Source organism: Streptomyces sp. WMMB 714 (genome assembly GCF_900090125.1).
Classification (GTDB): Bacteria; Actinomycetota; Actinomycetes; order Streptomycetales; family Streptomycetaceae; genus Streptomyces; species Streptomyces daqingensis.
Genome location: NZ_FMHJ01000002.1, coordinates 173,102 through 198,801 on the forward strand (window position 1 = coordinate 173,102; position 25,700 = coordinate 198,801).

The 25,700-nt window shown below is 71.6% G+C and carries 26 protein-coding genes; 13 read left to right on the forward strand and 13 right to left on the reverse strand.

Going from position 1 to position 25,700, the window contains the following annotated elements:
- Positions 1-33: 33 nt before the first annotated feature.
- Positions 34-1,230, forward strand: coding sequence for an NAD(P)-dependent malic enzyme (locus H181DRAFT_RS03475; RefSeq protein WP_045862702.1), 1,197 nt, complete (start codon positions 34-36; stop codon positions 1,228-1,230).
- A gap of 122 nt (positions 1,231-1,352) precedes the next feature.
- Here H181DRAFT_RS03475 and H181DRAFT_RS03480 read toward each other — a convergent pair whose 3' ends face one another.
- On the reverse strand, positions 1,353-2,141 hold the full coding sequence (locus tag H181DRAFT_RS03480; RefSeq protein ID WP_045862703.1) for a class I SAM-dependent methyltransferase: 789 nt from the start codon (positions 2,139-2,141) through the stop codon (positions 1,353-1,355).
- A gap of 85 nt (positions 2,142-2,226) precedes the next feature.
- Between H181DRAFT_RS03480 and H181DRAFT_RS03485 the strand changes: the two genes are divergently transcribed.
- Positions 2,227-2,874, forward strand: a complete 648-nt coding sequence (locus tag H181DRAFT_RS03485) for a CGNR zinc finger domain-containing protein (RefSeq protein WP_045862704.1) — start codon at positions 2,227-2,229, stop codon at positions 2,872-2,874.
- On the opposite strand, the gene sodX is transcribed toward H181DRAFT_RS03485, so the two are convergent.
- Positions 2,760-3,206: a nickel-type superoxide dismutase maturation protease gene (gene sodX / locus H181DRAFT_RS03490; protein WP_254666707.1), complete on the reverse strand. Its 447-nt coding sequence runs from the start codon at positions 3,204-3,206 to the stop codon at positions 2,760-2,762. The genes H181DRAFT_RS03485 and sodX overlap by 115 nt on opposite strands.
- A 226-nt stretch (positions 3,207-3,432) precedes the next feature.
- On the opposite strand from sodX, the gene sodN reads away from it, so the two are divergent.
- Positions 3,433-3,828: a superoxide dismutase, Ni gene (gene sodN, locus H181DRAFT_RS03495; RefSeq protein WP_045862705.1), complete on the forward strand. Its 396-nt coding sequence runs from the start codon at positions 3,433-3,435 to the stop codon at positions 3,826-3,828.
- Between the two features lie 121 nt (positions 3,829-3,949).
- Here the strand turns inward: sodN and H181DRAFT_RS03500 are convergent, their stop codons facing one another.
- From H181DRAFT_RS03500 to H181DRAFT_RS03510, 3 genes are all read right to left on the reverse strand, one after another.
- Positions 3,950-5,287 (reverse strand): MFS transporter, encoded by a 1,338-nt coding sequence (locus H181DRAFT_RS03500; RefSeq protein WP_078895462.1) that lies wholly within the window; start codon positions 5,285-5,287, stop codon positions 3,950-3,952.
- 144 nt (positions 5,288-5,431) lie between these two features.
- On the reverse strand, positions 5,432-6,589 hold the full coding sequence (locus H181DRAFT_RS03505) for a methyltransferase (RefSeq protein WP_045862707.1): 1,158 nt from the start codon (positions 6,587-6,589) through the stop codon (positions 5,432-5,434).
- 9 nt (positions 6,590-6,598) lie between these two features.
- Positions 6,599-7,537: an EamA family transporter gene (locus H181DRAFT_RS03510; protein WP_254666681.1), complete on the reverse strand. Its 939-nt coding sequence runs from the start codon at positions 7,535-7,537 to the stop codon at positions 6,599-6,601.
- A gap of 68 nt (positions 7,538-7,605) precedes the next feature.
- On the opposite strand from H181DRAFT_RS03510, the gene H181DRAFT_RS03515 reads away from it, so the two are divergent.
- Positions 7,606-8,514: a LysR family transcriptional regulator gene (locus H181DRAFT_RS03515; RefSeq protein WP_045862708.1), complete on the forward strand. Its 909-nt coding sequence runs from the start codon at positions 7,606-7,608 to the stop codon at positions 8,512-8,514.
- Between the two features lie 177 nt (positions 8,515-8,691).
- Positions 8,692-8,928 carry a hypothetical protein gene (locus tag H181DRAFT_RS03520; RefSeq protein WP_045862709.1) on the forward strand — a complete coding sequence of 79 codons (237 nt, stop codon included), beginning with the start codon at positions 8,692-8,694 and terminating at the stop codon, positions 8,926-8,928.
- Between the two features lie 90 nt (positions 8,929-9,018).
- Here the strand turns inward: H181DRAFT_RS03520 and H181DRAFT_RS03525 are convergent, their stop codons facing one another.
- Positions 9,019-9,549, reverse strand: coding sequence for an NUDIX hydrolase (locus tag H181DRAFT_RS03525; protein WP_045862710.1), 531 nt, complete (start codon positions 9,547-9,549; stop codon positions 9,019-9,021).
- Between the two features lie 88 nt (positions 9,550-9,637).
- On the reverse strand, positions 9,638-11,035 hold the full coding sequence (locus H181DRAFT_RS03530) for an NsdA family TPR-like regulatory protein (RefSeq protein WP_045862711.1): 1,398 nt from the start codon (positions 11,033-11,035) through the stop codon (positions 9,638-9,640).
- 229 nt (positions 11,036-11,264) lie between these two features.
- On the opposite strand from H181DRAFT_RS03530, the gene H181DRAFT_RS03535 reads away from it, so the two are divergent.
- From H181DRAFT_RS03535 to H181DRAFT_RS03560, 6 genes are all read left to right on the forward strand, one after another.
- Positions 11,265-12,836 (forward strand): NsdA family TPR-like regulatory protein, encoded by a 1,572-nt coding sequence (locus H181DRAFT_RS03535; protein WP_045862712.1) that lies wholly within the window; start codon positions 11,265-11,267, stop codon positions 12,834-12,836.
- A gap of 73 nt (positions 12,837-12,909) precedes the next feature.
- On the forward strand, positions 12,910-13,503 hold the full coding sequence (locus H181DRAFT_RS03540) for an N-acetylmuramoyl-L-alanine amidase (protein ID WP_045862713.1): 594 nt from the start codon (positions 12,910-12,912) through the stop codon (positions 13,501-13,503).
- Positions 13,504-13,615: 112 nt separating this feature from the next.
- The gene (locus H181DRAFT_RS03545; protein WP_045863041.1) at positions 13,616-14,524 is read left to right on the forward strand and encodes a 1-aminocyclopropane-1-carboxylate deaminase/D-cysteine desulfhydrase; all 909 of its coding nucleotides are present in this window, start codon (positions 13,616-13,618) and stop codon (positions 14,522-14,524) included.
- Positions 14,525-14,533: 9 nt separating this feature from the next.
- A complete protein-coding gene (locus H181DRAFT_RS03550) occupies positions 14,534-15,019 on the forward strand; it encodes a GNAT family N-acetyltransferase (protein ID WP_045862714.1) in 486 nt (161 codons plus the stop codon).
- 254 nt (positions 15,020-15,273) lie between these two features.
- The gene (locus H181DRAFT_RS03555; RefSeq protein ID WP_045862715.1) at positions 15,274-15,696 is read left to right on the forward strand and encodes an ATP-binding protein; all 423 of its coding nucleotides are present in this window, start codon (positions 15,274-15,276) and stop codon (positions 15,694-15,696) included.
- A gap of 59 nt (positions 15,697-15,755) precedes the next feature.
- A complete protein-coding gene (locus tag H181DRAFT_RS03560; RefSeq protein WP_229711894.1) occupies positions 15,756-16,673 on the forward strand; it encodes an RNA polymerase sigma factor SigF in 918 nt (305 codons plus the stop codon).
- A gap of 126 nt (positions 16,674-16,799) precedes the next feature.
- Here H181DRAFT_RS03560 and H181DRAFT_RS03565 read toward each other — a convergent pair whose 3' ends face one another.
- Complete coding sequence (locus tag H181DRAFT_RS03565) at positions 16,800-17,219, reverse strand: hypothetical protein (RefSeq protein ID WP_045862717.1); 420 nt, start codon at positions 17,217-17,219, stop codon at positions 16,800-16,802.
- A gap of 91 nt (positions 17,220-17,310) precedes the next feature.
- On the opposite strand from H181DRAFT_RS03565, the gene H181DRAFT_RS03570 reads away from it, so the two are divergent.
- Entirely contained in the window at positions 17,311-18,279 is a 969-nt protein-coding gene (locus tag H181DRAFT_RS03570) for a diacylglycerol/lipid kinase family protein (RefSeq protein ID WP_045862718.1), read from the forward strand.
- A gap of 317 nt (positions 18,280-18,596) precedes the next feature.
- Positions 18,597-18,860 (forward strand): WhiB family transcriptional regulator, encoded by a 264-nt coding sequence (locus H181DRAFT_RS03575; protein ID WP_027747983.1) that lies wholly within the window; start codon positions 18,597-18,599, stop codon positions 18,858-18,860.
- A 221-nt stretch (positions 18,861-19,081) separates the two neighbouring features.
- On the opposite strand, the gene H181DRAFT_RS03580 is transcribed toward H181DRAFT_RS03575, so the two are convergent.
- The 5 genes from H181DRAFT_RS03580 to H181DRAFT_RS03600 form a co-directional block, all read right to left on the reverse strand.
- A complete protein-coding gene (locus tag H181DRAFT_RS03580) occupies positions 19,082-20,569 on the reverse strand; it encodes a sensor histidine kinase (RefSeq protein WP_045862719.1) in 1,488 nt (495 codons plus the stop codon).
- Between the two features lie 495 nt (positions 20,570-21,064).
- Positions 21,065-22,132 (reverse strand): SIS domain-containing protein, encoded by a 1,068-nt coding sequence (locus H181DRAFT_RS03585; protein WP_045862720.1) that lies wholly within the window; start codon positions 22,130-22,132, stop codon positions 21,065-21,067.
- 52 nt (positions 22,133-22,184) lie between these two features.
- Positions 22,185-23,759, reverse strand: coding sequence for a glycoside hydrolase family 3 protein (locus H181DRAFT_RS03590; RefSeq protein WP_045863042.1), 1,575 nt, complete (start codon positions 23,757-23,759; stop codon positions 22,185-22,187).
- Between the two features lie 108 nt (positions 23,760-23,867).
- Positions 23,868-24,710: a carbohydrate ABC transporter permease gene (locus H181DRAFT_RS03595; RefSeq protein WP_045862721.1), complete on the reverse strand. Its 843-nt coding sequence runs from the start codon at positions 24,708-24,710 to the stop codon at positions 23,868-23,870.
- Entirely contained in the window at positions 24,707-25,693 is a 987-nt protein-coding gene (locus tag H181DRAFT_RS03600; protein WP_045863043.1) for a carbohydrate ABC transporter permease, read from the reverse strand. The genes H181DRAFT_RS03595 and H181DRAFT_RS03600 overlap by 4 nt, the downstream gene beginning before the upstream one ends.
- Positions 25,694-25,700: the final 7 nt, after the last annotated feature.

A 25,700-nucleotide genomic window follows, 5' to 3' on the forward strand; every position in this document is an offset into this window, starting at 1 on the left:
CCTCACAAAGATTCGACAAAGGGGTTCGACAAAGTGGCAGCGGAGATCGTCAATTCGAAGGACGGCCTGGACGAGGACGGGTTCGATCCCGCCTTCGCCCTGCACCGCGGCGGCAAGATGGCGGTGCAGGCGACCGTTCCTGTGCGCGACGCGGAGGAGTTGTCCCTCGCCTACACGCCGGGCGTCGCCAAGGTGTGCAGCGCCATCGCACGCCAGCCGGAACTGGTGGACGACTACACCTGGAAGTCGCAGGTCGTCGCGGTCGTCACGGACGGCAGCGCGGTGCTGGGTCTGGGCGACATCGGCCCTGAGGCGTCCCTCCCGGTGATGGAGGGCAAGTCCATCCTCTTCAAGCAGTTCGGCGGCGTGGACGCCTTCCCCGTCGCGCTCGACTGCCGCGACACCGACGAGATCGTGGAGACCGTCGTCCGGCTCGCGCCCTCCTTCGGCGGCGTCAACCTGGAGGACATCGCGGCGCCCCGCTGCTTCGAGATCGAGGCCAAGCTCAAGGAGCGCCTGGACGTCCCGGTCTTCCACGACGACCAGCACGGCACCGCGATCGTCACCCTCGCGGCGCTGCGCAACGCGGCGCTCCTGAAGGGGCGTTCGCTGGGAGACCTGCGCACGGTCATCTCCGGCGCGGGCGCGGCCGGTATCGCCATCGCCAAGATCCTCGTGGAGGCGGGCGTCAGCGACATCGTGGTCACGGACCGCAAGGGCATCGTCTCCGCGGACCGGGACGATCTGACCTCGGTCAAGCGGGAGTTGACCGGGTTCACCAACAAGGCGGGGCGCACCGGGTCACTGGAGTCGGCGATGGACGGCGCGGACGTCTTCATCGGCGTCAGCGGCGGCACGGTCCCGGAGTCCGCGGTGGCCACCCTCGCCGAGGACTCCTTCGTCTTCGCCATGGCCAACCCGAATCCGGAGATCCACCCGGACGTCGCCCGCAAGTACGCCGCCGTCGTGGCGACCGGCCGCAGCGACTACCCGAACCAGATCAACAACGTGCTGGCCTTCCCCGGCGTGTTCGCCGGCGCGCTGCAGGTGCGGGCGACGGACATCACCGAGGGCATGAAGCTCGCGGCGGCGGAGGCCCTCGCGGCCGTCGTCTCCGACGAGTTGAGCCCCGAGTGCGTCATCCCCTCGCCGTTCGACGAGCGCGTCGCCCCCGCGGTGACGGCGGCCGTCGCCGCGGCGGCACGGGCGGAGGGCATCGCCCGCCGCTGACGTGAGCGCGCGGCCGGACAGGCGGGTCGAGGGCGGTACGGGCCGATCGGGCCCGCACCGCCCTCACTTGTGCGCCTGCCGCGGCACAGCGGTCCCTCTTCCCGCCCGCGCGGAGCGGAGTGTCATCTCAGGCCCAGCACCATCGCGTCCTCGGGGGAGCACCAGACCTGCCGCGCCTCGGCGAACCCCGCCGAGAGCAGCGCCTGCGCATGCCACGCGGCGGACTGGACCTCGCCGTCGGCGTGGTCGCCCTTCGTAGGGTCGCCGAAGATGCGGTACCGCTCCTCGACCACGCCGGCGAGCGCCGGCTCCCCTGCCATCTCCCCCCACCAGGCGGCCCAGTCGCTCGCCCCCGCGGCCTTCTCCCGCTCGCGGCGCCGCTTGTTGAAGGCGTCGGCCGCCTCGTTGATGCGGGGCGTCGAGGGATCCGGCATGTGGTCGGCGTTCACGAAGACACCGCCCGCACGCAGCAGACCCGCGATCTGCCCGTAGAGAGCGGTCAGTTGGGGCGTGCGCAGCCAGTGCAGCGCCGTCGCCGTCAGCACCGCGTCGTACGAGGTGTGCGGGAGGGCGCGCACCCAGTCCGCGTCGGTGAGGTCGGCGGTGACGAACTCGACGCGGCTCTCGCCGGCGAAGTGCCCCCGGGCCACTGTGAGCAGCGCGGGGTCGAGGTCGACGCCCGTGCTGCGGGACGCGGGGAACCTCCGCAGCAGCCGGTCCGAGATACTGCCCGTGCCGCAGGCGAGGTCGAGCACTCTGGGCTCCGGGCCCGCGAGCGCCTCGACCATGTCGAGCATGACGCGGAAGCGCTCCTCGCGGTCGGGGAGGTACCACTCCTGCTGGCGGTCCCAGCTGTCCTGCCATGCCCGCCAGTTCGCGTGATCGTCGGCCGTCTCCTGGTGCGTCGCCACGAGTCCCTCCTCGGCGTAATACCCTCTAACTGAATACAGCTATTACCGATACCCGACGATAGACCAGCAGCCGTAAGGATCACAAGTGGAACTTACCCATTACTCCGACATGGCGGTGCGCCTGGTCAACACCGAGCAGCCGGAACGCGGCGAGGACACCCTGACGTCCGTCGAGTCCGTGAAGGAGCTGTGCGGCAGGAACCTGCAGATGGCCCGCCGGGCGGCGGAGGCCGACGTCGGCCGGCTCCGCGGCGTGCGGACACGGCTGCGCGCCGTCTTCAGCGCCGCTTCCGAGGGCGACGAGACACGGGCCGTCGACCTGCTCAACTCGCTGCTGATGGAGTTCCCCACCAGCCCCCAGATCAGCGGCCACGGCGACCTCGACCAGGAGGGCCGCCCGCGCTGGCACATGCACCTGGCCGAGCATCCCGTCACGACGGCGGCCGGCTACGCCGCCACCGCCTGCATGGGCCTGGCCTTCCACCTCACGGACCTCGGCGTCGACAGGCTCGGCATCTGCCAGGCGTCCCCGTGCAGCCAGGCCTACCTCGACACCTCGACCAACCGCTCCCGCCGCTACTGCTCCGACCGCTGCGCGACCCGGGCCAACGTGGCCGCCTACCGGGCCCGCAAGCGCCTGGAGAGCGGAGAGGAACCGGACCGCGCGCGCAGCGCCACCAGCGGACGTACGGCGGAGAGCGCCCAGCGCACGGCGTCCCGGAACGACCGCTGACCCCCTCCCCGCGGACGCAGGCGCACCCACGCGCGGGCCACCACGAGGTCGTCGGGCACCGCGCCGAACTCGCGGCTGTCGTTGCGGACGTGCGGATTGTCGCCCACCACCCACCAGCCGCCCGGCCTGCGCTCCACGGCGCGCTTGACGATGAGCAGGTCGTGCTGGAAGGGATGCCGGAGCACCACCACCGCGCCGGGCCGGACACCGGAGCCGTACTTGATCACCAGGCGGTCGCCCGGCCGGAGCGTGGGCGTCATGGACGGGTTGTAGACCTCGGCCAGCCCGATCCGCTTCAGCGGACCCCCGCCGGGACCACCGTTCCCCCGCATCCCGCTCCCGCCCGTCTCGATCGCCCGCTCCGGCATGTGCGCGCCTCACCTCGTCCCGGCAGTGTCCCCGGTCGTGCCCGGCAGTGTGTCCCCGGTCGTGTCCCGGCGGTTCCCGCTCCAGCCAACACTGGACTTTTGTCCTAAGCCCACGGGGGCACACGCGAAAGGGCCTCCCCTACGGAGTAATCTCACAGGTGAGAAGACGATCACGAGGAAGGACGGCTCTATGCTTTCCCGTCTGTTCGCCCCCACGGTGCAGGTCAGCGCCCACTGCGACCTGCCCTGCGGTGTCTACGACCCGGCCCAGGCCCGCATCGAGGCGGAGTCGGTCAAGGCCATCCAGGAGAAGTACCAGTCCAACGACGACCCGGCCTACCGCACCCGCTGCGTTGTGATCAAGGAGGAGCGGGCGGAGCTGGCCAAGCACCACGTCTCGGTGCTGTGGAGCGACTACTTCAAGCCCCCGCACTTCGAGAAGTACCCGGAGCTCCACCAGCTGGTCAACGAGACGCTGAAGGCGCTCTCCACGGCGAAGGGCTCCACCGACCCCGCGACGGGCCAGAAGGCCCTCGACTACATCGCCCAGATCGACAAGATCTTCTGGGAGACCAAGAAGGGCTGACTCCCCCGAGCCGGCGGGCCGGCGGTCCACGACCGCCCGTCCTCAGACAGCACCCGGTCCGAGCGCCGTCGAAGACGGCCGCCACCACGGACCGGGTGCTGTCGTCTCCGGGCCCGCGCCCTCACCGCGGCTCCTTGCCCTCCCGCTTCTCCTCGCGCGCCGACAGCAGCGGGGCGCCGGCGCCTCCCGTGGCCTTCGGCCGGGTCACCGGCGCCAGGGCGGCGATCGCCAGCGCGGCCACCACCAGCACCCCCAGCGCGGCGGGCAGCCCGACGAGCGTCGCGAGCCCGCCGACGAGCGGCGAGACCGCCAGCCAGCCCGCGTTCCCCGCGAAACCGAGGTGGCCCATCGCCGGTCCGGGGCGCGGCAGGGAACCCGCCGCCGTGAAGGCTCCGGGGAAGACCGCGCTGATTCCCGCACCCGCCGCCACGAACGCCGCCATGGCCGCGGCCGGATGACCGGCCATCAGCGCGGCGGCCAGCACGGTCGCGCAGCCGAGGGTTCCGGACCTGATGAGCCGGACCCAGCCGAACCGGTTGACGAGGCGGTCGTTGAAGAGGCGCGTGCAGACCTCCCCGGCCGAGAAGGCCGCGTATCCGGCCGCCGCGGTGGCCGCGTCCGCACCCACGTGCCGCAGGTAGACGCCGCTCCACGAGGCCGGGGCGTCCGAGACCAGGGCGGCGAGGAAGACCATGACGGCCAGCAGCAGCACCGTCTTCCGCCCCTGGGCGCCCTGCCCGACCGGCGCGCCCGCCCGGGCTTCCGCGCGCCCGGCGGACGACGCGGCCTGCGCCTGCCCGGCGACCGGCTCGTCCGCGATCCGCTCTTCCCCGACCGCCTGCGCCCCGGCCTGACGGCGGCCCGCCTCCGCCTCGGGCAGCAGGCCGCCCGCCGCCACGGCGGAGACGGCAGCCAGCGCCACGGCCGTCAGGGCGAACTGGGCGGCGAGCGTCAGCCCGAGCAGCGCCGTCGCGGCTCCGGCCAGCCCGCCCGCGACCGCACCGATGCTCCGGATCGCGTGCAGGGAGTTGAGGACGGTCCGCCCGTACCGCTCCTGCACGACGACTGCCTGGGCGTTCATCGCCACGGAGGTACAGCCGTCGGCGGCCCCGAGCACCGCGAGCAGGCACAGCAGCGGCCACGCCGAGTCCGCCGCCGGGACCAGCCCGAGCGGGGCGCAGAGCACCACGGGAGCCGAGGCGCTGACGGCACGTCCGCCGAACCTGTCCACCATCGCGCCGCCCAGCTGGCTGCCCGCCAGGGCACCCAGGCCCGGCCCGGCCAGCACCAGCCCCAGCACACCGGCGGACAGGTGGAGTTCGTCCTTGACGGCGGGCACGCGGGCCGCCCAGGAGGCGAACACCGCACCGTGCACGAAGAAGATCGCGGAAACCGCGGCTCTCGCCCGCCGCAACCGCGCCGGCGGGCGGGCTCCGGCGTTCACCTCTCGTCGCGGCATGCGGCGGTCCTCCGGTACGGCTGACGATCGCGGCAACGACGGCGGAGGCTACCCGGCTACGCCCGGCCCCACCCCTCGTGCGCCCGCTCGCTCCCCCGGCGTGCGCGGCGGCGGTTCACGCGGTCGCGTTCAAGCGGCCGCCGTTCACGCGGCCGCGGCTCGCAGCCGCCACAGCGAGGTGACCTCCGCCGAGCGGGCCGCGTGCAGGGGATCGGCCGGGTCGGCGGAGCGCGGGTGGTGCGGGCGGGTGTCCTCGCGGCCCGCGACCGTCAGACCGGCCTCCCCGATCCAGCCGAACAGCTCCTCCCGGCTGCGCAGTTGCAGGTGCTCGGCCAGGTCGGAAAGGATCAGCCAGCCCTCCCCTCCCGGTGCCAGCCGCTCCGCGAGCCCTGCGAGGAACCCCCGCAGCATGCGGCTGCCCGGGTCGTAGACGGCGTGCTCCAGCGGTGAGGTGGGCTTCGCGGGAAGCCACGGCGGATTGCAGACGATCAGGGTGGCCTTCTCGTCCCCGGGCGGGAAGAGGTCCGCCTCCACCACGGTCACCGCTTCCCCGGCGCCCAGCAGGCGGAGGTTCTCGCGGGCGCAGTCCAGCGCACGCGGGTCCTGGTCGGTCGCGACGACGCGCGTCAGGCCACGCCGGGCGAGTACGGCGCTGAGCACCCCCGTCCCCGTTCCGATGTCGAACGCCGTTCCGTCCGGGGGCAGTCGCGTGCGGGCGACGAGGTCGACGTACTCGCCGCGCACCGGCGAGAACACCCCGTACGCGGGGCGCACGCGCTCCCCGTCCAGCGCGGGGACCGGCACGCCCCGCCGCCGCCATTCGTGCGCACCGATCACGCCGAGCAGCTCGCGCAGCGGCACGAGGGAGCGCTCACCCGCGGCAGGAGGGCCGTACGCCTCGGCGCACGCCTCCGCCACGTCGGGGGCGCGGCGCAGCGGCACCGTGTGGGTTCCGCCCGCGGCGTCGGTGTCGAGCGGCACGAGCAGCATGCCCAGCACCCTCGCCCGCCGGGCCTGGGCCTGCCGCTGGAGATGGAAGTCCTCGCGGGGACCCGCTCCCGCCTTCGGCTGCTTGCGGTCGACTCGCCGGCGCATCGCGGACAGCAGCTGGCGCGCCCCGTGGAAGTCGCCGCGCCACAGCAGGGCGGTGCCCTCGCACGCCAGCTTGTAGGCGGCGTCGGCAGTCGTGCGGTCGTCCGCGGGCCGGACGCGCCGGGGCGGCTTCATGCCGTTCTCGGAGCGCCACAGCGCCGAACGTTCCTCGTCGTCCTCGGTCCAGCCGACCGTCTGCCGCTCGTCCACCGGTGCAGCCTATGGCGTGCGCGTGCTCCCCTCGCCCCGGCCGGCCTCACCGGCCGTACGGGCGGGCGGCGTCCGGACCGCCCCCATGCTGGCGGCGATGACCAGCACGATCGCCACCACCTCCAGCGGCTCCAGACGCTGCCCGAGCACCACGAAGCCCGCTGTCGCCGCCGCGACGGGCATGAGGCTCATCAGGAGGGCGAAGGTCGCGGCGGGGAGCCGGCGGAGGGCGAACAGCTCCAGCGTGTACGGCACGCCCGAGGAGAGCACCGCGACCGCGGCGCCCAGTCCGAGCGTCACCGGGTCCAGCAGAGCGCCGCGGGCGTCGGCCACGCCCAGCGGCGCGCTGAGCACCGCGGCGACGCCCATGGCCAGGGCGAGGCCGTCCGCCTTCGGGAAGCGGGCGCCCGTACGGGAGTTGAAGACGATGTAGGCGATCCACATGGCGCCCGCCGCGAGGGCGTACGCCACACCGGCGAAGTCGACGCGCCCGAAGCCGCTGCTGCCCAGCAGGTAGACCCCGGCGAACGCCAGTACGGCCCACAGCAGGCTCAGAAGGCGCCGCGACCCGGCGACGGACAGCACGAGCGGGCCCAGCAGCTCCAGAGTCACCGCGGCGCCCAGCGGAATGCGGTCGATGGCCTGGTAGAAGAGCGTGTTCATCGCGCCGAGCGCGACGCCCAGACCGGCGACGGCCGTCCAGTCCGCGCGGGAGTGGCCACGCAGCCGCGGCCTGCACACGACGAGCAGCAGCAGCGCCGAGAACAGCAGCCGGAGCGCGACGACCCCCAGCGAACCCGCCCGCGGGAAGAGAGTGACGGCGACGGCCGAGCCGAGCTGCAGCGACAGCGCGCTGCCGACGACCATGCCGACCGCGCCGAGCCGTCCGCCGCCCAGCCCGGACGAGGGGCCGCGGGAGAGGACCGCGGCGCGGTCAGCAGAGGTCATGCAGCCACGCTAGGACGGGCGCGCCAGGCTGTGAAATGCGGCTTCTCCTGCGGCTATGCTCCCTGTGCATGACCGCCGACCTGCGCCATCTGCGCGCGTTCCTCGCCATCGCGGAGGCCGGCAGCGTGACGTCCGCGGCGGCCGTGCTGCGGATGAGCCAGCCCGCGCTCTCCCGGACCCTTCGTCAGCTGGAGACCCATCTCGGCGTCCGCCTGGTGGACCGCTCGACGCACCATCTGGAACTGACCGAGGACGGCCGCAGGTTCAGGGAGAAGGCCGCGACGGCCGTGGCCGTCGTCGACGAGGCGCTCGATCCGGCACGGCTGCGTCCGTGGCCGCTGCGGCTCGGGCACGCCTGGTCCGCGCTGGGCAGGCACACCACTCCCCTGCTGCGCCGGTGGAAGGAGCGCTACCCGGACACTCCGCTCGAACTGCTGCGCGTCGACGACCGTACGGCCGGCCTGCTGAGCGGGAAGGTCGACATCGCCGCGGTCCGGGCGCCGATGATCCCGGTGGACGCGCAGGGCCTGCTGGGTGAGTGGCTCCGCAACGAACCCCGCGTGGCCGCCGTACCCGCCGGGAGTGAACTGGCCGAAAAAAGCCCCCCGTTGACCCTCGAAGACCTCGCCTCGCACACGATCGCCCTGAACATCGTCTCCGGTCTGACGACGCTGGACCTGTGGCCGGAGGGGATCCGCCCGGAGGCGAGCGCGACGATCGGGGTGGCCAACACCGACGACTGGCTGGGCGCCATCGCCGCAGGCAGCGCGGTGGGCGTCTCCACCTGCGCCACGGCCGAGATGCACCCGCACCCCGGCGTCGTCTACAGGCCGCTCGCCGGAGCCGCCGAGGTGCCGCTGATGCTCATGTGGCGGGAGACGCCCAGGGGTTCCGGCCGGCCCGGCCACCCGGCCGTCCCCCGGCTGGTGGAACTCGCCCTCGACGTGCTGGCGGAGGATGAGCGGGGAACCGCCTGATCACGGCATACGTTGAAGGGCCGGGACAGAAGGTGCTTTTGGGCTTCTTCCCGCGCACGGCCGCACCGCCGTACAGAAAGCGCGGCGCAACAGCACAGCCGCGCAGCCGTACGGCCTACGCGTCCCCAGGCGCACCGGCACAGGCATACGCACACGCAGCCGACGAAAGGCAGGACGATGGCGGGTTTCCTCGACAGGGCCAAGGAGCAGGCGCAGCGCGGGCTGGCGCAGGGCAAGGAGAAGATGGAGGAGGTCCAGGCCCAGCGCGCCGGGAACGACCTGCTGCGCCGCCTCGGCTCCGCCTACTACGCACAGCAGCGCGGCAGCGGCTCGCCCGCGGAGGTGCAGCAGGCCCTGTCCGCGCTCGAACAGCACATCGCACAGCACGGCGACGGCTTCCTGCGCAACCCCTGAAGGGCGCGCCTTCCCCTCCGCGCCGGCACGTCCGGCACCTCCGGTCCCCGGCTCGCGCGCTGCGAGCCGGGGACCGGGGCGTGCGAGCGGCTATCCGAACCGCAGCCGGTACAGCATCAGCAGCGCCGCCGCCGTGTTCGCGGCGGGTACCTCACCCTTGGCGATCAGCTCCGGCGTCTCCTTCAGCGGAACCCACTCCCGCTTGTCCGACTCGAAGTCGTCCTCGGGATGACCGACGTAGTCGGCACCGTCCGACCAGTAGATGTGGTGCCGTGCGTCGGTCAGCCCGTTCGAGGGCTCGACCGTCATCAGATGCCGCAGCGTCCCCGGCCGCCAGCCCGTCTCCTCGAGCATCTCGCGGGCCGCGGCCTCGGCGAGGTCCTCGCCGTCCTCCACGACTCCGGCAGCCAGCTCCCATCCCCAGCTGTCGGTGATGAACCGGTGCCGCCAGAGCATCAGCACCTCGTTGCGCTCGTTGACGGCTGTGGCCATCGCCACCGGCCGCAGCCGGATCAGGTAGTGATCCAGATGACGGCCGTCCGGGAGTAGCACGTCCGCGAGGTTGACCCGTAACCACTGGTTCTCATACACAGTGTGTTCACCCAGGTTCTTCCATTGCACGTATGTGCCCCCTTCCTGACGGAGGTTGGGCACATCCCAGCACGCTGCGGCGTACCTCTGACAGAGTCGCCGCCCCGCTTCCCTCCCCTCAGAGAGGCACTCGCAGCGTCTCCTCGATCAGCCTGGCCGCCCGGTCGACAGGCGTACCGGGATGCCGGAGCAGGTGCTCCCTCACCCGCCGCATACGTTGCCGCAGCCGCTGCGACTCGATGCCCTGCGCGTTGTCGACCATCCGCACCGCCGTCTCCGCAGCGCTCTCGGCCGCACCGCTGCGCAGCTCCACGTCGGTGAGCGTGGCCAGCCGGTTCACCCGGCCGCGCACGTGAGCGGGTGCCCTCGCCGCCTCCTCGGCATACCGGCGCGCGCTGTCCAGCTCGCCGAGTACGAGCAGCGCCTCCGCCAGGCGCACCTGCACCAGGCCCTCCTCGACGTAGCCGGTCTCCTCCGGCTCCTCCTCGGGACGGATGCGCGTGGAGCAGCTCTCGGCGCTCCGCATACGTTCGTACGCGCCCCGCCGGTCGCCGATGCGGGCGTACGCCCTCGCCTGCATCGCGTACAGGTCTGTCGCCAGGGCGGGTGTGCAGTGCGGCCCCGGCGTGCGTAACACCGCCTCCGCGCAGGCGATGGCGCGCCTGTCGTCCCCGAGGAACAGGGCCTGGTTGACGAGCAGCGCCACGACGTAGCCGCCGAAGTGCCTGTCCCCGGAGGCCTTTCCGAGCCGCAGCGCCTGGTGGAAGTAGCGCTGGGCGAGGCCCTGCTCGTCCGCGTCGTACGCGCAGATGCCGCTCATGGCCGCCAACGAGCCTGCCGCGCGGCACAGTTCACGGCCCGTCCGGTCGTCGTAGCTGCCGCGCAGCAGCGGTGCGACCTCGCCGGTCAGGAATCCGACGACGCGTGGCCGTGTCGCGACGCCGCCCGCGTTCCGGTACAGGTGCTCGTAGTGCCCCCGCGCGGCGTGCAGCACCTCCACGTCCAACTCGGAGACCTCGTGCGGGCCTTGGTGCGACACGTCGAGGTCGTCCGGCGGGTTCTCCCACTCCCAGACCGGTGCCACCGCGGCGGCCCCGCGCAGCAGGCCCGGTCCCGGTGCGTCCGCGTGCATCTGGTCGGCGCGCCAGGACACGGCGGCCCGCTCCACGAAACGGCCGAGCGAGGCGCCGTCCCCGCTCTCGTCCCCGACCTCCCCGGCGTGGCGGCCGCCGCCGGCATCCTGCACCGATGCCGCCGGTCCGCGGCCGTGCGGACCGCCCATGCCGATGTCGCCGAGAGTGAGCGTGCGCCCGAGCCGTGAGCCGAGTATCTCGCAGACCATCTCCGGAACGCTGCCGCGCGGACGTTGGCCCTTCAGCCATCGTGCGACGGAAGTGTGGTCGTAACGCAGAGTCATACCGCTCTCCGCGCCGAGACGGTTCACCCTCATGGCCAGACCGGCCCGGGAGATTCCGGACTGGTCAAGCAGTACGTGCAGTTGACTGTTGGGCTCCATCACGCCCTCCGGTCGTCCAACCCTTGTTTCGCAGAGTAACGGACGCTGTTTCACACGGGGTGTGAAAGAGCCACCTGTGCGTGCACGCGACACATCTCCCGGACAAGCGGAAGCTGCGGTTCGCTGTAAGCAGTCCGTACGCGGCGTCGTGTACGGAGAGCGACAGCGAGGAGCATCACCATGAACGACCCGATCCGGTTCCACTTCGAGGTCAGCGGGGCGGCCGGCCATGCAGCCTGACGCGCGCCGCAGGCGCGATCCCACGCCGAACAGCACGTTGCGCGGCCTGCTCGCCGAAACCGGGTGGACGCAGGAGGCGTTCGCCCGCGCCATCGGCCGGCTGGGCGCCGAGGCGGGAGTCCGGCTCAGGTACGACCGCACCTCCGTGGCGCGCTGGCTGCGCGGCAGCCGGCCCTCGCCCCAGGTACAGGGCTTCATCGCGGAAGCTCTGTCCCGGCGCCTGGGCCGGCCGGTCCCGGTCGCGCAGCTCGGCATGGGGGACGGACGCAGCGGGGGCCGGGGCCGCCGGCGCGCGGAGGGCCGCGCGGAAGCCACCGGGCGGACGTACATCCCGGCGGCACGCCCCGCACGTCCTGCCGACCAACTGGCCGCGCTCACCGCCGCGGTGGTGGGTCCGCCGCGAGCGGACTCCCCGCCGGCCGCCCCCTACCAGCTCACGCTCCTCAAGCAGCAGGGCCTCGCGCACGGCCGCCCGTCCGGGAGCAACCCACCGGCGTCGCCCGCGGGTTCGCCCTCCGCCGGAGGGGACGAGGAGCACGGGGGCATCGGCGACGTCCCCACGGAGACGCCCGAGCCGTTCCGTCCGCGTCCGCCCCGGGACCACTCCCCCTCCTCCCGGGGCGGACGTCCCGCACGTCGCACGGCACCGGACGAGGTCGCGTCGGTGCGCGAGCACGTCCGCTTCTTCTCGCAGCAGGCCGACAGGCACGGCGGCGGCCACATCCGCACGACGCTCGCCGCCTCCCTAGCCGCGCTCGTCCGCAGGCTGCGTACCGGCGGTGAAGGGCCTCACCATCCCCAACTCGTGGCCGGTGCAGCCCGGTTGAGCTACCTGCTGGCACGGGTCTACGCGGACGAGCAGCGGCACGGGCTCGCCCAGCGGGCGTTCCTCACCGCCGCCGAACTGGCGGAGGAAGGCGGCGACCCCGAGGGCGTGGCGCTGGCCCGCCGGGCGCTCAGCTCTCAGGCGCACCAGCTCGGGCACCGGCGGCAGAGCCTCGAACTGGCCGAGGCCGCCTGCGAGTCGGCGCCCGCCGGTACGGCGCCGTCGGCACGTGCCTTCCTCTACGCGGGGCTGGCCGTCGCGCAGGCCGGCCAGGGCCAACGCCACCGCGCCCTGGCCGCGTTGCGCAGCGCCGAGCACGAACTGGCCCGCTCGCCCGCGGACTTGACGACCGGTCCGGAGAGCCCCGACGGCGAGCCCGTCGGCTCGTACCAGGACGCGGCCCTCCACTACCAGGCCGGCCAGGTGCGGGCGGCCCTCGGCGACCGCGAGGGCGCCGTACGCGAGCTGCGGGCCTCGCTCCGCTTCCGCCCGGAGGGCGAGTGCCGCTCCCGCGCGCTCAGCGAGGCCGAACTGGCCGAACTGCTGCTCGGGCAGGGCCGGTTGGAGGAGGCCTGTGCGGCCTGGGAACTCTTCCTGGAGGACTCCGCCCTCATCCGGTCCGGACGCGCCCGCCACGCCCGCGACCGCATGCCGCGGCTGCTCCGCCCGTACACGCGGGAGCCCTGCGTGCAGGGCCTGCTGACCCGGGCGGGCATGCCGCTCGGCAGGCTGTGAGCGGAGTAAGTGCCGGACGAGCGGGGCATACCCCTCGAACACCACGAGAGCGCACGGGAAGGTACGGGGCGAGATGGCCACACCCATCACAGCGAGCACCCTCCTCGAAGCCCTGAAGAAGGCGGGCGTCGAGTACGAGGAGGTGCGCGACTGGCGCAACCACAACCGCAACCACAAGGGTCCCTGGGGCCCCGTGCACGGCGTCATGATCCACCACACGGTGACCAGCGGAGCCGAGGAGACGGTCGACCTGGTCTACGACGGCCGGTCGGACCTTCCCGGCCCGCTGGCGCACGGGGTCGTCACCAAGGACGGCACCGTCCACCTGGTCGGGCACGGGCGCGCCAACCACGCGGGCCTCGGCGACGACGACGTGCTGCGCGCGGTGATCGCCGAGAAGAAGGACCTGCCGAACCCCAACCAGGCCAACACCGACGGCAACCGCTGCTTCTACGGCTTCGAGTGCGAGAACCTCGGCGACGGCGACGACCCCTGGCCGGAGAAGCAGCTCGACGCCATCGCGCGGGCCGCCGCCGCGCTGTGCAAGCACCACGGCTGGAACGAGCACTCGGTGATCGGCCACCTGGAGTGGACTGACCAGAAGGTCGACCCGCGCGGCTTCACGATGGACGAGATGCGCGAGCGCGTCGCGGAGCGGCTGAAGTAGCGGGAGCCGGCGGGGCCGGCAGCGCGACAATGGAGCCGTGAACAGCAGCGCGCCCACCCCGCGGACCCCGCCGCAGCGCGTCCCCGCCCCCTCCGACGGGGGCGGGGACGCGCTGCTCGCCGCCGTCCGCCCCGCGCCCGTGCTGCCCTCGCCCGTACAAGAGCTCGACGACGCACGCTTCGCGCGGCGGGGCGTGCGTCTGCTTCTCAAGCGCGACGATCTGATCCACCCCGCCCTTCCGGGCAACAAATGGCGAAAACTCGCCCCTAATCTGCGTGCCGCGCTCGATTCCGGAGCCGGCACGCTCCTCACGTTCGGGGGCGCCTACTCCAACCATCTGCGCGCCACCGCCGCCGCGGGACGCATGCTCGGGCTCGCGACAGTGGGCGTCGTGCGGGGCGACGAACTGGCGCACCGCCCACTGAACGACACCCTCGCCGGGTGCGCCGCCGACGGCATGCGCCTCCACTTCGTCTCCCGTTCCGCCTACCGGCACCGCGGCGAGCCCGAGTTCCTCGCCCAGCTGCGCGGCGGCCTCGGGCTCCCCGGCGGGGAGGGCACCCTCGTCATCCCCGAGGGCGGCAGCAACTCCCTTGCCGTACAAGGCTGTACGGAGCTGGGCCACGAGCTGCGCGACCGCGCCGACGTCGCGGCCGTCGCCTGCGGCACCGGCGGCACCCTGGCGGGCCTCGCGGCCGGACTGGCACCCGGCCGGAGCGCGCTGGGCGTCCCCGTGCTGCGCGGCGGCTTCCTCGCCGAAGAGATACGTGACCTGCAACGATCGGCGTTCGGCGGTCCCAGGGGCGACTGGCGGCTGGACGGCCGCTTCCACTTCGGCGGCTACGCCCGCACCGCTCCCGAGCTGACGGCCTTCGCCGCGGACTTCGCCGGGCGGCACGGCCTGCCGCCCCTGGAGACGGTCTACGTCGCCAAGCTGCTCTTCGGCCTCACGACCCTCGCCGAGGAGGGGGCGTTCGCCCGCGGCACGACCGTCGCGGCCGTCGTCACAGCGCGGGGTTAGCCTTGCCGCATGATCAGATCCGCCGTCCCCGCCGACGTGCCGGCCATCCACGCGATGATCCGCGAACTGGCCGAGTACGAACGGGCGCTGGAGCATGCGCGAGCCACCGAGGAACAGCTGCACGACGCCCTCTTCTGCGAACACCCCGCCGTCTTCGCACTGATCGCCGAGGCGGACACGGAGAGTGACCCCGTCGGTTTCGCTCTGTGGTTCCGCAATTTCTCTACTTGGACCGGCACTCACGGTGTGTATCTGGAAGACCTCTACGTACGCCCCTCCGCTCGCGGCGCCGGACACGGCAGGGAACTGCTTTCAGCCCTTGCCGGAATCTGTGTCGAACGGGGTTATGAACGCTTCGAGTGGTGGGTATTGGACTGGAACGACCCCTCTATCGGTTTCTACAGATCTCTCGGGGCCGAACCGATGGAGGACTGGACGGTCTTCCGCATGTCCGGAGAGCCGCTGCACGCACTGGCGGGTGTCAACGCAGCGTAACCACTTCGGATTCACGACCTCCGACCCCTAGCCACAGACAGTGCCCATATGTTTACTATGGGTGACGCTCGTGGGCTGGGCGCCGTAGATCCGTGCGGGCGACATCTGGTCGCGGATCGCGATAGCGTCGCAGGCGAACCATCGACAGCGTCAGGCCGTTGGTTCTCCGTGGAAGAGATCCACGGCTGCGCGGCGGACCGCGCACGCGCAACAGCGAACGAGCCGAACCGGCTTGTGCCACCTTGGAGGTGAGGGTGTCCCAGATCGCAGGTGAGCCCGTGGGGCAGGACGGACAGGACTTCGTCGAGGTCCGGTTGCCCGCGGCGGGTGCCTATCTGTCGGTGCTGCGTACGGCCACTGCCGGACTCGCAGCCCGCTTGGACTTCACCCTCGACGAGATCGAGGATCTGCGGATCGCCGTGGACGAGGCGTGCGCGATCCTCCTCCAGCAAGCGGTGCCGGGCTCCGTGCTCAGCTGTGTCTTCCGGCTCGTGGGCGACTCCCTCCGGGTCACCGTGTCGGCGCCCACGACCGACGGCCGGGCCCCTGAACGCGACACCTTCGCCTGGACTGTGCTCTCGGCCCTGGCCGGCGAGGTGGACTCGGCGGTTTCCGACGACCGTACGGTCAGCATCAGCCTGCACAAGAAGCGCGGTGCCGGCCCCGGAGCGCCGTGACCGCGCACGAGGCACGGGAGCATGGGGCAGGTCGCATCGGTGCGGCGGCCGACCCGGTCGTGCCCGAGCAGGCCAGACCGCACCCCGCCGACCCCACCAGTCAGCCGGAGCAGGCAGAGCGGGCGGACGCGATGGAAATGCAGCAGCAAGAGACCCAGGGCCACGGGTCCGGCCAGCACGGCGCGCGTGCGGCGCGGGCCACCCAGTTCGCGCAGTTCGACCCGCGGGACCGCAGCGGAGCGCGCGCCATGTTCATCGCGCTGCGCAACCTGCCCGACGGCTCTCCCGAGCGCGCCGAGCTGCGCAACCATCTGGTGCGCATGCACCTCCCCCTCGTGGAGCATCTGGCCCGCCGCTTCCGCAACCGCGGCGAGCCCCTCGACGACCTGACACAGGTGGCGACGATCGGCCTGATCAAGTCCGTCGACCGCTTCGACCCGGAGCGCGGTGTCGAGTTCTCCACGTACGCCACTCCGACCGTCGTCGGCGAGATCAAGCGCCACTTCCGCGACAAGGGCTGGGCCGTCCGCGTCCCGCGGCGCCTTCAGGAGCTGCGGCTGTCCCTCACGTCGGCCACGGCCGAACTCTCCCAACTGCACGGCAGGGCGCCGACAGTTCACGAACTCGCGCAGCGCCTGTCGATCTCCGAGGAGGAGGTGCTCGAGGGCCTGGAGTCCGCGAACGCCTACAGCACGCTCTCCCTGGACGTCCCCGACACCGACGACGAATCCCCCGCTGTCGCCGACACCCTGGGCGCCGAGGACGACGCGCTCGAGGGCGTCGAGTACCGCGAATCACTCAAACCGCTGCTCGAGGAGCTGCCGCCGCGGGAAAAGAAGATCCTGTTGCTGCGCTTCTTCGGCAACATGACCCAGTCGCAGATCGCGCAGGAGGTCGGCATCTCCCAGATGCACGTCTCCCGTCTGCTGGCCCGCACTCTGGCCCAGCTGCGCGACCGGCTGCTCGTGGAGGAATAGACCGGCACAGCCAGCACCACGCCAGTAGCGCGCGTCCATCCATATCCATGGGTGGGCGCGCGCCGTGTGTGCCACCGCACGCATGGAGACGCGACGGAGAGTCCGGCCGCCCCCCGCTGCACCGCCTCAGGCGTCGCGCGGTCCGATGCCCAGGGCCTCGGTCGCCGTCGGATTGATCAGGCAGGCGAGAACCACCGCACCGGTCAGGGCGATCACCACGCCCCCGGCCACCCAGACCCCGCCGTTCTGCGCCATCTGGTAGCCCGTGGGCAGTGCGATCAACTGCACCATCATCGAGGGGCCGCGGCTCCAGCGGCGGCGCAGCCACAGGCCACGCGCCGCAGCCAGCGGCAGTACGGACAGCGCCAGCACGGTCAGCGCCATGGTGACCGCCTGGACCATCCCGTCCGGCTCGTCCGTCGCCAGCATCACGAGCGACGTCACGCCGAAGGCGGCCACGACCACACCCTCCAGGGCGGTCAGCACAGCGGCTGTCGTGAGCCGTCGGGGACGGCCGGCGGCGAAGGTCTCGTTGACTGCTGGCACAGGAGCAGCGTAGCCCTCCGCAAGGGCCGGCTCGAAAGGCCCGTGCGCACGCCCCCTGTGGCTGCTCCGGCCGATGAGTACGCTGCACCCCATGCGCGCTCTCCTCGTGGTCAATCCGGTCGCCACCACCACCAGTCTGCGTACGCGTGAGGTCATCACGCATGCGCTGGCCAGTGACCTCAAACTGGACGTGGCGACCACGGAGTCACGCGGCCACGCACGTGAACTCGCCCGTCTCGCGGCCCAGAACGGCGAGACGGAACTGGTCATCGGCCTCGGCGGGGACGGCACCGTCAACGAGATCGTCAACGGGCTGCTGCACGACGGCCCGGACCCCGAGCGCCTGCCTCGTCTGGCCGTCGTTCCCGGGGGCTCCACCAACGTGTTCGCGCGCGCCCTGGGTCTGCCCAACGACGCCGTCGAGGCGACGGGCGCTCTGCTGAACGCGATCGAGACGCGCAGCGAACGCACGATCGGCCTGGGCCTGGCGTCCGGTGTGCCCGGCAGCGACGACGCGGGAGTACGGCCGCGCTGGTTCACCTTCTGCGCGGGCCTCGGGTTCGACGCCGGAGTGGTGGGCCGGGTCGAACAGCAGCGTGAGCGGGGCAAGCGGTCCACCCATGCTCTGTATGTGCGGCAGGTGATGCGGCAGTTCCTGAAGGAGCAGCACCGCAGCCAGGGGACGATCACGCTGGAGCGGGAGGGCGAGCAGCCCGTCGAGGACCTGGTGCTCTCCATAGTCTGCAATACCTCGCCCTGGACGTTCCTCGGCAACAAGCCCGTCTACGCCACCCCTCAGGCGTCCTTCGACACCGCCCTCGACGTGCTCGGTCTCTCCCGGCTCACCCCTCTCGCGGTGAGCCGCTACGGGACCCAGCTGCTGACGTCCAGCCCCAAGCGCGGACCCCGCGGTAGACACGCGGTAACCCTGCACGACCTGATGGACTTCACCTTGCATTCGCAGGCACCACTGCCGTTTCAGATGGACGGTGACCATCTGGGAGTGCGTTCAAGTGTGAAGTTCACAGGTGTACGCCGTGCACTGCGTGTGATTGCTTAAGTGGAAGTCGCGAAAGTCCTTTCACTCGAACGTTTAAACCAGGGTGCACCCCCTGGAAGTACGACTGTGAGTGAGTCGACACCAAGGATTCAAAAAAAACTTTCCTGAGGGGGTTGTATCCGCCGCCGAGGTTTGCGAGTCTCTTCATGGCGATCGGGACGGCCCCTCACGGCGGCCCCCAGACGCCCGAATCCTCCCTCTCATTTCCACTGGGACCCGTATCACAGTCGAACGGCGCCCCTTCCCTTGCGAGGGGATTCGTGAAAGCGTTCACATTCACAAGCATCAGCACCAACCCACGAGGAGAGGTAGCAGCCATGGACTGGCGTCACAACGCCGTTTGCCGCGAGGAAGACCCCGAGCTGTTCTTCCCCATCGGCAACACCGGTCCTGCGCTGCTGCAGATCGAGGAAGCGAAGGCCGTCTGCCGCCGCTGCCCCGTTATGGAGCAGTGCCTGCAGTGGGCCCTGGAGTCCGGTCAGGACTCCGGTGTCTGGGGTGGCCTCAGCGAGGACGAGCGCCGCGCGATGAAGCGCCGTGCCGCTCGCAACCGGGCGCGGAACAACGCCGCGACCGCTTGAGCCTGACGCTCACACCCCGCCGATCGCTGCATCCCGAGCCGCAGCGCGCAGTGCCGAGACGCGCACCGCGTAATCACAGGGCTTGAGCCCCTTGTCCCATCGGACAGGGGCTCAACGTCTGTTCGGGCGCGGTTCGCTGCAGCCGCAGCTCCGGCAGGAGCGCGTACCTCCGCCCCGCCCCTCTGCGTGACGCTTCCCACTTCGGCGGACCCACCCGCCGCTCAGCGCTTGTCGCGCTTCTCCGCGGCGACCGGCAGGTCGAAGACGACGCGCGTGCCGCGGCCGCCCGGTGCGGGGACCATGTCGAACTCGCCGCCCAACTCCCCCTCCACGAGCGTCCGTACGATCTGCAGGCCGAGGTTGCCGGCCTGCTTGGCCTGGAAGCCCTCCGGAAGCCCGCAACCGTCGTCCTGCACCGTGACCAGCAGCCGTCCGGGCTCCTTGCCCACGCCCGCGCTCCGGACCGCACCGACCTCGATGGAGCCTTGCTCACCCGGTCCGAAGCCGTGCTCGAGGGCGTTCTGCAGCACTTCGGTGAGCACCATGGACAGGGGCGTGGCGACTTCGGCCTCCAGCACGCCGAAGTGGCCGGTGCGGTGGCCGGTGACGCGTCCCGGGGAGATCTCCGCCACCATCGCCAGGACGCGGTCCGCGATCTCGTCGAACTCGACGCTCTCGTCCAGCGTCTGGGAGAGCGTCTCGTGCACGATGGCGATGGAACCGACGCGCCGTACCGCCTCGTTGAGCGCTTCCCTGCCCCGGTCGGAGTCCATCCTGCGGGCCTGCAGCCGGAGCAGCGCGGCGACCGTCTGGAGGTTGTTCTTCACCCGGTGGTGGATCTCGCGGATCGTGGCGTCCTTCGTCATCAACTCCCGTTCCCGGCGGCGCAGCTCCGTGATGTCGCGCAGCAGGATCAGTGAACCGATGCGGGTGCCTTTGGGTTTGAGGGGGATGGCGCGCAACTGCACCACGCAGTCGTTGGCTTCGACCTCGGCCCCGCGCGGCGCCCAGCCGCTCGCGAGCTTGACCAGCGCCTCGTCGACGGGCGCGCGGGAAGGCGCGAGTTCGGCCGTGACCTGGCCGAGGTGGAGCCCGACGATCTCGGTCGCCAGGCCCAGCCGGTGGTAGGCGGAGAGGGCGTTGGGGCTGGCGTACTGGACCACCCCTTCCGCGTCGAGGCGGATGAGCCCGTCGCCGACGCGCGGGATGTGGTCGATGTCGAGCTGCTGCCCGTGGAACGGGAAGGAACCCGCCGCGATCATCTGTGCGAGGTCCGACGCGCTCTGCAGGTATGTGAGTTCGAGCCGGCTGGGCGTACGCACCGTCAGCAGGTTCGTGTTGCGCGCGATGACCCCCAGGACGCGGCCCTCCCTGCGCACCGGGATCGACTCGACGCGTACGGGCACCTCCTCGCGCCACTCCGGATCGCCCTCCCGCACGATCCTTCCCTCGTCGAGCGCCGCGTCGAGGAGGGGCCGGCGGCCGCGGGGCACGAGGTGGCCCACCATGTCGTCCTGGTGCGACGTGGGGCCGGTGTTGGGGCGCATCTGCGCCACCGAGACGTAGCGGGTGCCGTCGCGGGTGGGGACCCACAGCACGAGATCGGCGAACGAGAGGTCCGAGAGCAGCTGCCATTCGGAGATGAGCAGATGCAGCCACTCCAGGTCGGTGTCGGTGAGGGCCGTGTGCTGGCGTACGAGATCGTTCATCGAGGGCACAGCGGCGAGCCTACCGGCGGTCCGCCGGCGGCGGAGGAGACGGTTCCTCCACCGTTCGTTCACGTCCGCGGGCCAAGGCTCATCCGCCGGCTACGAAATCCGTTGTGTATTGCACCCGGACTTCGTCTTCTGGTGATGAAAATCCGCGATGGCATGGACAGAGAAGAGTGGTCTAGTCCACAATGAACCCGAAGTAACACAGCCTTCTGCCCTCCCCGCACAGGGGGGCAGAGCGAGACCGCGGCGCTCTCTGCCCTGACTGCGCCACGGTCTCCGGGCTCCGGGCTGCGGTGCCGGGCGGGTTGAGGGTCCCGCTCTGGTACCGCGGCCCGAAGTGCTTTCCGGGCACGGTGCGCGAGGGCCGGCCGGGCCGAACAGCCGCCGGGCGCCGGGTCCGTGGGCGTGGACGTCCCTGCGTTACGGGCGGTCCGACGGTCCGCCCGTACCTCCCCCGGTCTCTCCCCGGCCGCTCATCCCGTCCCGTCGTCAGCGGGTCTCCGTCACCTTGGCCAGTGCCCTGGGAGCGTCGGGGTCCTGTCCGCGGGCGATGGTCACCTCGTAGGCGAGCATCTGCAGCGGAATGATCTCCAGGATCGGCTGCAGCTCCTCCGGAAGCCCCGTCGGCAGCGCGAAGCCCGCGGAGGCGCGGGCGACCGCGTCCTCGCTGCCGATGACGACGAGGTCCGCACCGCGGTCCCGGAGCCTGTCGAGGACGGGCTGCAGGGCCTCGCCGCCCTTCCCGTCGGTGACGACCGCGATGACCGGGGAGACGTTGTCGACCATGGCCAGCGGGCCGTGCAGCAGGTCGGCACCCGAGTAGGACAGGGCGGGAATGTAGCTGGTCTCCATCAGCTTCAGCGCCGCTTCTTTCGCCGTCGGATAGCCGTAGCCGCGGGAGGTGAGCACCATCCGCTCGGCGAAGCGGTAGCGCCCGGCCAGGGCCTTCACCTCGGACTGGCGGTCGAGGACGGAGCGAGCGAGATCCGGCAGCGGCTTGGCCGCCTCCACGCCGCTCCCGCCGCGCATGCCCTCCACGAACAGATACAGCGACAGGAGTTCGGCCGTGTAGGTCTTCGTGGCGGGCAGCGCCTCCTCCGGGCCGGCCAGCACGTCGATGTGGAACTCGCTGACCTGGGCGAGCGGAGAGCCCGAGTTGTTGGTCACCGCGAGAGTCAGCGCGCCCGCCTCGCGTGCCGCCTTCGTGGAGGCCACCAGATCGGGAGAGCCGCCCGACTGGCTCACGGTGATGACGAGGCAGTCGTTCAGGTCGGGCTTCGCCTCGTACGCCGTGGTGGTGGACATGGAGGTGAGACCGCACGGCTTGCCCAGCAGGATCTCCACCAGGTACTTCGCGTACAGGGCCGCGTTGTCCGACGTTCCGCGCGCAGTGAGCAGCACAAAGCGCGGGCTCCGGGCGGCCACCTGCTCGGCGATCTCGCGGATCCGGGGCGCGCCCTCGTCCAGGATCCGGCGCAGCACGGCGGGCTGTTCGGCCATCTCGCCGGCCATGATGCGGCCCGGCTTGCTGCTGCTCTCCTGCGACGCGGCGGACATGTGGCTGCCTCCTGGTGGCTGTTCGACGGTGTGGGACGGACGTACCGCGGCCTCAGTCACCGGCACCTTCGCCTGCGATGACCTCCGCGGCTGCCCGTCCGCAGACGCGGGCGGCTCCGTGGGTGGCGATGTGCAGCGATCCCGCGGGCGGCGCCTGGGGCACCCCCATCTCGACCACGACCGTCTCCGGACGGACGGCGAGCAGGGCGTCCAGGGTGTCGGCCATCCAGCGGTGCCGGTGGACGTCGCGTACCACGGCGACGATCCTACGGCCGCCCGCCACCCGCAGCACCTCGTCCACCAGGCGGGACGGGCCCCGGGCGGCCCCGGCGTCCGGACCGTCCGCGGCTTCCGCCTCGCCCGCTCCGTAGGTGGCCGCCTCCGTGCCGGGGAGCAGCTGCGAGAGTTCCGCGGCCACACCCCACGGCGTCTCCCCTCCCACCGCGATGTTCGCCGTCGGGGAGAAGACCGCGACGAACGGCGCCTCCGTCAGGGGCCCGTGGTCCGCGGCACCTGTGACACGAAGGGCGCGGCGGGCCGCTTCCAGTCCGATGTCGTCCCCCTGCGGACGGGGCGGCCCGTCCGCGCCTCCGGCGGCGGTGCCGCCCGCCCAGGCCGCGAGGGACCGTACGCGGGCGGCGGCGTCGGCGAGGCGGGCCTCGGACAGCTCGCCCTCCAGTACGGCGCGCACCAGGGCGTCCCGCAGCCGCAGCACCGTCTCCTCGTCGGCCAGGCCACCGCCGACGCAGAGGGCGTCGGCGCCCGCGGCGACGGCGAGGACGCTGCCCCGCTCCAGTCCGTAGGTGGCGGAGATCGCCTGCATCTCCATGCCGTCCGTGACGATCAGCCCGGTGTGCCCGAGGCCGCCTTCCTCCCGCGGTGCGCGCAGCAGGCCGGTGAGGGCGGCGGGGCTCAGCGTCCCGGGGAGCGAGTCGTCGAGGGCGGGCAGCAGGATGTGGGCGCTCATGACGCCCTTGCTGCCGGCGTCGATCGCGGCCTGGAACGGGACGAGTTCACGCTCGTGCAGCGTGCGCAGGTCGGCGTCGATGCGGGGCAGCGCGTGATGCGAGTCGACGGCGGTGTCGCCGTGTCCGGGGAAGTGCTTCACGCATGCGGCGACCCCGGCCGCCTGGAGGCCCTCGATCCAGGCGACGGTGTGGCGTGCGACCAGTCCGGGGTCGTCGCCGAAGGAGCGGACGCCGATGACCGGGTTGTCGGGGTTGGAGTTGACGTCGGCGGAGGGCGCCCAGTTGAGGTTGACCCCGCATTCGGCGAGCCTGAGCCCGAGCTCGTGGGCGACCGCCCGCGTCAACTCGGGGTCGTCGACGTGGCCGAGGGCGAGGTTGCCGGGGAAGGACGATCCCGTACGCGCCTCCAGGCGGGTCACGTCGCCGCCCTCCTCGTCGATGGCGACGAGCACTTCGGGGCGGACGCGCCGCAGTTGGGCGGTGAGGGCGGCGAGCTGCTCCGGTGACTCGATGTTGCGGCCGAACAGGCCGACGGAAGTGAGACCTTCGCCGAGCTGCCGCAGCAGCCATTCGGGCGCGCTGGTGCCGGTGAAGCCGGGTTGCAGCACGGTGAGCGCGTCCCGGGTGAGGCTCTCGGTGCCGGTTGCGAGCGTGGTCATGTGGCGCATTGTCCCTTCACTGTCGGCCCGTCGCCGCCGGACGGCGGACGTGCGGGTGCGGGCGGGATGTGCGGGTCGAAGACGGGCGGTCGTGCCGGGAGCCGGGCATCAGCCCTTCACGGCGCCGGCGGTGAGCCCGCCGACCGCCTTGCGCTGCAGGTAGAGGAAGAGGACGAGGATGGGCAGGGCGAAGAGGGAGGCGGCGGCCATCGTCGCGCCCCAGTCGTCGCCGAACGCGGTCTGGAACCGGGAGAGCCACAGGGGCAGGGTCTGCGCCTCGGCGTCCTTGTTGAGGATGAGCACCATCGGGAACTCGTTCCACGCGGTGATGAATCCGAACAGCGACGTCGCCATCAGCCCGGGGGCGAGCAGCGGGAAGATGACCTTGCGGAACGCCTGGGTGCGGCCGCAGCCGTCCACCATGGCCGACTCCTCCAGCTCCTTGGGTACCGCGGCGACGTAGCCGCGCAGTGTGAGGATCGTCAGCGGAAGCACCATCACCGTGTAGAAGAGCGTGAGCGGCACGAGGCTGTTGAGCATGTCGGCGTCCCGCACGGTCATGTAGATCGCGATGACCATGACCTCCCAGGGAGCCATCTGCGCGATCATGAACGTGAGGATGACGCCCTTCCGTCCCCTGAACCGCATCCGCGCGAGCGCGAACGCCGAGAACAGCGCGATGAGCAGGGCGAGCCCCACCGCGAGAAGCGTGACGGTGACCGAGTTCCGCACGAGCGTCCAGAAGTGCTCCGCCCGGACCGCTGTGGCGAAGTGCTCGAACGTGGGAGTGGACGGGAACCAGACCGGCTCCTCGCTGATGATCTGGGAGTTCGGCTTCAGGGCGGTGCTGAACATCCAGTAGACGGGGAAGACGAAGCCCGCGAAGAGCACGAGCGCCGTCGCGTTCGGCCAGAGGCGTCCCCGGAGACGGCCGGGCTGAGGCCCTTTCACTGTTCGTCCTCCTCTTGCTTCAGCGCGATGCGCAGGTAGTACGCCATCAGGGCCAGCAGGATCAGGATCGTCAGCACGGAGATCGCCGCGCCCGTTCCGTAGTGCTGGTTGCCGACGCCCTCGACGAAGGCGTAGACGGGGAGGGTCTCGGTGAGCCGGTCCGGGCCGCCCTCGTTGACGGCGAAGATGTGCGGGAACGCCTTGAAGATCCAGATGACTTCGAGGAACGTCGTCACCAGCAGGAAGGGCCGCAGGAAGGGCAGCGTGACCGTGCGGAAGCCCTGCCAGGCGCCGGCCCCGTCGAGCGCCGCGGCCTCGTACAGCTCCCTGGGGATGGTCGTGGTCGCCGCGTAGAGGTTGACGGCGACGAACGGCACGGACGTCCAGACGATGAGCAGCGAGATGACGAAGAAGGTCGACAACTGCCCGCCCGTCCAGTTGTAGTCGGCCATGGAGTGCAGACCGGCCGCGTCCAGCAGCCAGTTCACCACTCCGAAGCGCTGCGCGAAGAGCCACTGGTAGACGGTCGTGGCCGCGATGACGGGCATCGCCCACGCGAGTACGAGACCGGCCGAGAGCAGCAGCCGCATGCGGGGGCCGAGACGGGCCAGCAGCAGTCCGGTCAGCGTGCCGCCGGTCATGATGACGGCCACGTTGACGACGGTGAAGAGGATGGAGCGGAGGGTGACTCTCCAGAAGTCCTCGCTGCCGAGTGTCCTGCTGTAGTTGTCGGTTCCCGTCCACTCGGTGACGTGCTGGATCAGCTGCGTCATGTTGAGGTTCTGGAACGAGAGCATCCCGTTCATGACGAGCGGCCAGCCGAGGAAGACGGCGGTGGCCACCAGGGCGGGAAGCAGCAGCACGTACGGGAGTGCGCCGCGTCGGCGCGCGCCGTCCTTCTCCGGGACGGGCGCGCTGTCCGGCGGTGCGGCGGTGGGACCGCTGCGTGCGGAAGTCGGCGCCTCGTGGGTCTGCACTGACATCTGGGCT

Excerpts from the sequence above, each read along its gene's own strand:
- sodX (WP_254666707.1), bottom strand. The coding sequence starts at position 3,206 with ATGCGGGGGAACGGTGGTCCCGGCGGGGGTCCGCTGAAGCGGATCGGG.
- sodN (WP_045862705.1), top strand. The coding sequence starts at position 3,433 with ATGCTTTCCCGTCTGTTCGCCCCCACGGTGCAGGTCAGCGCCCACTGC.
- H181DRAFT_RS03500 (WP_078895462.1), bottom strand. The coding sequence starts at position 5,287 with ATGCCGCGACGAGAGGTGAACGCCGGAGCCCGCCCGCCGGCGCGGTTG.
- H181DRAFT_RS03510 (WP_254666681.1), bottom strand. The coding sequence starts at position 7,537 with ATGACCTCTGCTGACCGCGCCGCGGTCCTCTCCCGCGGCCCCTCGTCC.
- H181DRAFT_RS03515 (WP_045862708.1), top strand. The coding sequence starts at position 7,606 with ATGACCGCCGACCTGCGCCATCTGCGCGCGTTCCTCGCCATCGCGGAG.
- H181DRAFT_RS03520 (WP_045862709.1), top strand. The coding sequence starts at position 8,692 with ATGGCGGGTTTCCTCGACAGGGCCAAGGAGCAGGCGCAGCGCGGGCTG.
- H181DRAFT_RS03530 (WP_045862711.1), bottom strand. The coding sequence starts at position 11,035 with ATGGAGCCCAACAGTCAACTGCACGTACTGCTTGACCAGTCCGGAATC.
- H181DRAFT_RS03535 (WP_045862712.1), top strand. The coding sequence starts at position 11,265 with ATGCAGCCTGACGCGCGCCGCAGGCGCGATCCCACGCCGAACAGCACG.
- H181DRAFT_RS03540 (WP_045862713.1), top strand. The coding sequence starts at position 12,910 with ATGGCCACACCCATCACAGCGAGCACCCTCCTCGAAGCCCTGAAGAAG.
- H181DRAFT_RS03550 (WP_045862714.1), top strand. The coding sequence starts at position 14,534 with ATGATCAGATCCGCCGTCCCCGCCGACGTGCCGGCCATCCACGCGATG.
- H181DRAFT_RS03570 (WP_045862718.1), top strand. The coding sequence starts at position 17,311 with ATGCGCGCTCTCCTCGTGGTCAATCCGGTCGCCACCACCACCAGTCTG.
- H181DRAFT_RS03575 (WP_027747983.1), top strand. The coding sequence starts at position 18,597 with ATGGACTGGCGTCACAACGCCGTTTGCCGCGAGGAAGACCCCGAGCTG.
- H181DRAFT_RS03580 (WP_045862719.1), bottom strand. The coding sequence starts at position 20,569 with ATGAACGATCTCGTACGCCAGCACACGGCCCTCACCGACACCGACCTG.
- H181DRAFT_RS03585 (WP_045862720.1), bottom strand. The coding sequence starts at position 22,132 with ATGTCCGCCGCGTCGCAGGAGAGCAGCAGCAAGCCGGGCCGCATCATG.
- H181DRAFT_RS03590 (WP_045863042.1), bottom strand. The coding sequence starts at position 23,759 with ATGACCACGCTCGCAACCGGCACCGAGAGCCTCACCCGGGACGCGCTC.
- H181DRAFT_RS03600 (WP_045863043.1), bottom strand. The coding sequence starts at position 25,693 with ATGTCAGTGCAGACCCACGAGGCGCCGACTTCCGCACGCAGCGGTCCC.